This is a genomic window from Pseudoroseomonas cervicalis ATCC 49957 (assembly GCF_000164635.1).
GTDB lineage: Bacteria > Pseudomonadota > Alphaproteobacteria > Acetobacterales > Acetobacteraceae > Pseudoroseomonas > Pseudoroseomonas cervicalis.
Genome location: NZ_GG770778.1, coordinates 89363 through 92954 on the forward strand (window position 1 = coordinate 89363; position 3592 = coordinate 92954).

The window sequence follows — 3592 nt, forward strand, 5'->3', positions numbered from 1 at the left end:
CGCCAGCGGGTGCGCCGGCACCCGCACCGCCAGGCTGGGCAGCCCGGCCGCCGCCAGCTCGGAAATCCGGCTGCCCGGCGAGCGCGGCAGCACCAGGGTCAGCGGCCCCGGCCAGAAGCGCGCGGCCAAGGCGCGCGCCCGGTCATCCTCGACCACCTCGGCAAAGGCGGCCCCTGACTCGGAAAAATGGCTGATCAGCGGGTTGAAGCGGGGGCGGCCCTTGGCGGCATAGATCGCCGCCACCGCCGCGTCGTTCCGCGCATCGGCGCCGAGGCCATAGACCGTCTCGGTCGGGAAGGCGACCAGCCGGCCCGCGCGCAGCAGCGCGGCCGCCTGCTCCACTGCCGGCGGCGGCAGGCTCGCGGTTGCCTCGGAGGTCATGCGGCGCCCTGGCAGAGGAAGGGCGGGTTCTCCCAGCCCGGCTTGCCATAGCCGAGCGGCGTGCCGTCGAAGCGGGCGATGCGCCCGCCGGCGGCCACCAGCACCGCCTCCGGCGCCGCCGTGTCCCACTCCATGGTGCGGCCGAAGCGCGGATAGAGATCGGCGACCCCCTCCGCCAGCCGGCAGAACTTCACCGCCGAGCCGATCTGCACGATGCGCTGGACCTTCCGCCCCTCCAGGAAGGCCGGCAGCTTCGGATCGTCCTTGTAGTGGCGGCTGGCCATGACCACGAGGCCCTCCTCCGGCGCGCGCCGCGCCTGGATGCGGCGATGCCCGCCCGCATCCTCCTTCCAGGCGCCGGTGCCGACCAGGCCGGTGAACAGCTCGCCCGTCGCCGGCAAGGCGACGGCGCCGAGCTTCGGCACGCCGTTCTCGACCAGCCCGATATTGACCGTGAACTCGTCCCGGCCGGCGGCGAATTCGCGCGTGCCGTCCAGCGGGTCCACCAGCCAGTAGCGCGGCGCGGCGGAAAGCTGCGCGCCATCCGAGACCGCCTCCTCCGCCACCACCGGGATGTCGGGGGCGAATTGCCGCAACCCCTCGGTGATCACCGCCTCGGCCAGGCGGTCCGCCGCGGTGACCGGGCTGTAATCCTCCTTGCGCTCGACGGCGAAGCCGGCCTGGCGGATGGTCAGGATGGCGGCGGCGGCACTGCGGGCCAGCCGCGCGGCGAGGGCAAGAAGCTCAGGATCGGTCATTCCCGCCTGCCTACCATTTTTTTCGGTGCCGGGCACCGTTGGTGCCCGGCCAGGCTTAAGGCCGCAGTGCGGCGCACAGACAGGCAGACCCGCTTTTCTTTCGGTGCCGGGCGCCGCTGGCGCTCGGCCAGGCTTCACGGCCACCGCGCAGTGCCCACCCTGCTCCCGGCCAGGGCCTTGCAACCTGCGGCCGCCGTGACAGGCTGGGGGGCAAGGCCGCATCAGCACGGGACACGCCATGACCGATTTCCTGTTCGTCAAAGCCACCCTCCCCAAGTCGGGCGCCCTGGTGCTGCCGCTGGCCGAAGGCTTCTCCCTGGAGGGCTTGGCCGCCGAGGCCGATGCCGCCTGCCACGGCGCCATCGCCCGCGGGCTGGAGGCGGCCGGCTTCAAGGGCAAGAAGGGGCAGAGCTGCACCCTCTGGGCGCCGGGCGGGCATCTGTCGCGGGTGGTGGCGATCGGCCTGGGCAGCGGCACCCCCGATGCCCGCGCGGCGGAGGCGGCGGGCGGTGCCGCCTGGCCGCTGGTCGCCGCCGAGCCGGAGGCGGTGATCGACGCCTCCGCGCTGGAGCCGGAGGCGGCGGCGGCGCTGGCCTTCGGGCTGCGGCTGCGCAGCTACCGCTTCGACCGCTACCGCACCCGCGAATCGGCGGAGGACAAGCCGAAGCTGGTGCGCCTCAGCCTCGCCACCGCCTCGCCCGAGGCGGCGCGGAGCGCCTGGCAGGGGCTCTCGGCCATCGCCGATGGCGTGTTCCTCTCGCGCGACCTGGTGAGCGAGCCGGCCAACATCCTGAACCCGCCCGAGATGGCGGATCGCTGCCGGGCGCTGGAAAAGCTCGGCGTCGCGGTCGAGATCCTGGGGCCGAAGGAGATGCGCAAGCTCGGCTTCGGGGCGCTGCTGGGGGTGGCCATGGGCAGCGCGCAGGAGCCGCGCATGGTGGTGATGCGCTGGAATGGCGGCGCCGAGGGCGAGGCGCCGGTCGCCTTCATCGGCAAGGGTGTGACCTTCGACACCGGCGGCATCTCGATCAAGCCGGCCGGCGGCATGGAGGACATGAAGTGGGACATGGCCGGCGCCGGCACGGTGATCGGGCTGATGGCGGCGCTGGCCGGCCGCCGCGCCAAGGTCAACGCCGTGGGGCTGGTCGGGCTGGTGGAGAACATGCCCTCCGGCACGGCGCAGCGCCCGGGCGATGTGGTCACCACCTATTCCGGCCAGACGGTGGAGGTGATCAACACCGATGCGGAGGGGCGGCTCGTGCTGGCCGATGTGCTCTGGTATGCGCGGGAGCGCTACAAGCCGCGCTTCATGGTGGATCTGGCGACGCTGACGGGGGCCATCATCATCGCGCTCGGCCATGAGCATGCCGGCATGTTCGCCAATGATGATTCGCTGGCGCAGCAGCTTTCGGCGGCGGGCGAGGCGGTGGGCGAGAAGCTGTGGCGGATGCCGCTGGGCGAGGCCTATGACAAGCAGATCAAGTCCGACATCGCCGACATGAAGAATGTCGGCGGGCGGCCGGGCGGTTCGATCACCGCCGCGCAGTTCCTGCAGCGTTTCGTCGACACCAAGGAGGGGCATGTGCCCTGGGCGCATCTGGACATCGCGGGCACTGCCTGGGCCAGCAAGGACAGCGCGACGGTGCCGAAGGGTGCGACGGCGTTTGGTGTACGCTTGCTCGACCGCCTGGTGGCCGACCACTACGAGGGGTGATGGCTTTTTCTGATGGCGGGGTCCGGGGAGGCCCTGCCTCCCCGGCGGGGGTCCAGGGGGCGGCGCCCCCTGGCCAGGTTTTTCCATGATGCGCCTTCGCCTGCGCGACCGCCTCGGCCGCAAGGCTGCGGCGCGGTTCCGCGTGCGTCCGGTGTTCGAGGGCGCGCTGCGCCGTGATGGGAATGCCCTGCTGGTCCCTGGCCCGGATTGGGAGGCGGCTGGCCGTGCCGCCGCCGAGGCCCTGCCGGACGAGGTGGATGCGGTGGTGGTCGAGGCCAGCGCGCTGCCGCCGGCCGAGGCCGTGGCGCTGGCAATGGGGCTGGCGATGCGGCTGAAGCCGGGGATCCGGCTGGACCTCTGGCACGAGGCGGCCGCGGCGCTGGTGCCGCTGTGGGACCGCGCCTGGGCGGTATTGCAGGGCGTGGCGTTCGCGCGCGCGCTGGTCGAGGCGCCGGGCAATGCGCTGACGCCGAGGGCCATGGCGAAGCGGCTGAAGCGGCTGCGCGAGCATGGCATCGCCGTGCAGGTGCTGGGGCGAAAGGCGTTGCGCGCGGCCGGGTTTGGCGGGCTGCTGGCGGTGGGGCAGGGCTCGGCGCATCCGCCGCGGCTGGTGGTGCTGCGCTGGGCCGGGCGGATCGCGGCGCCGCCGGTGGTGTTCGTGGGCAAGGGGGTGACCTTCGACACGGGCGGGCTGTGCGTGAAGCCGGCCGAAGGCATGGCGGCGATGCGGGCCGACATG

General features: G+C 73.0%; 3 protein-coding genes and 1 pseudogene. 2 read left to right on the forward strand and 2 right to left on the reverse strand.

The genetic code is table 11. The features are described from left to right. On the reverse strand, positions 1–381 hold a 381-nt coding region (locus HMPREF0731_RS07775), incomplete at its 3' end, for an L-threonylcarbamoyladenylate synthase (protein ID WP_007003522.1). Next, on the reverse strand, positions 378–1139 hold the full coding sequence (gene cysQ, locus HMPREF0731_RS07780) for a 3'(2'),5'-bisphosphate nucleotidase CysQ (protein ID WP_007003523.1): 762 nt from the start codon (positions 1137–1139) through the stop codon (positions 378–380). The genes HMPREF0731_RS07775 and cysQ, both read right to left, overlap by 4 nt. 238 nt (positions 1140–1377) lie before the next feature. Here cysQ and HMPREF0731_RS07785 point away from each other — a divergent pair, with 238 nt between their 5' ends. Next, positions 1378–2853 (forward strand): leucyl aminopeptidase, encoded by a 1476-nt coding sequence (locus HMPREF0731_RS07785; protein WP_007003525.1) that lies wholly within the window; start codon positions 1378–1380, stop codon positions 2851–2853. Between the two features lie 85 nt (positions 2854–2938). Further along, positions 2939–3592 (forward strand): annotated as a pseudogene (locus HMPREF0731_RS07790) (hypothetical protein); the annotation flags it as partial.

Coding starts and splice junctions, on each gene's coding strand:
- cysQ (WP_007003523.1), bottom strand. CDS start 1,139: ATGACCGATCCTGAGCTTCTTGCCCTCGCCGCGCGGCTGGCCCGCAGT.
- HMPREF0731_RS07785 (WP_007003525.1), top strand. CDS start 1,378: ATGACCGATTTCCTGTTCGTCAAAGCCACCCTCCCCAAGTCGGGCGCC.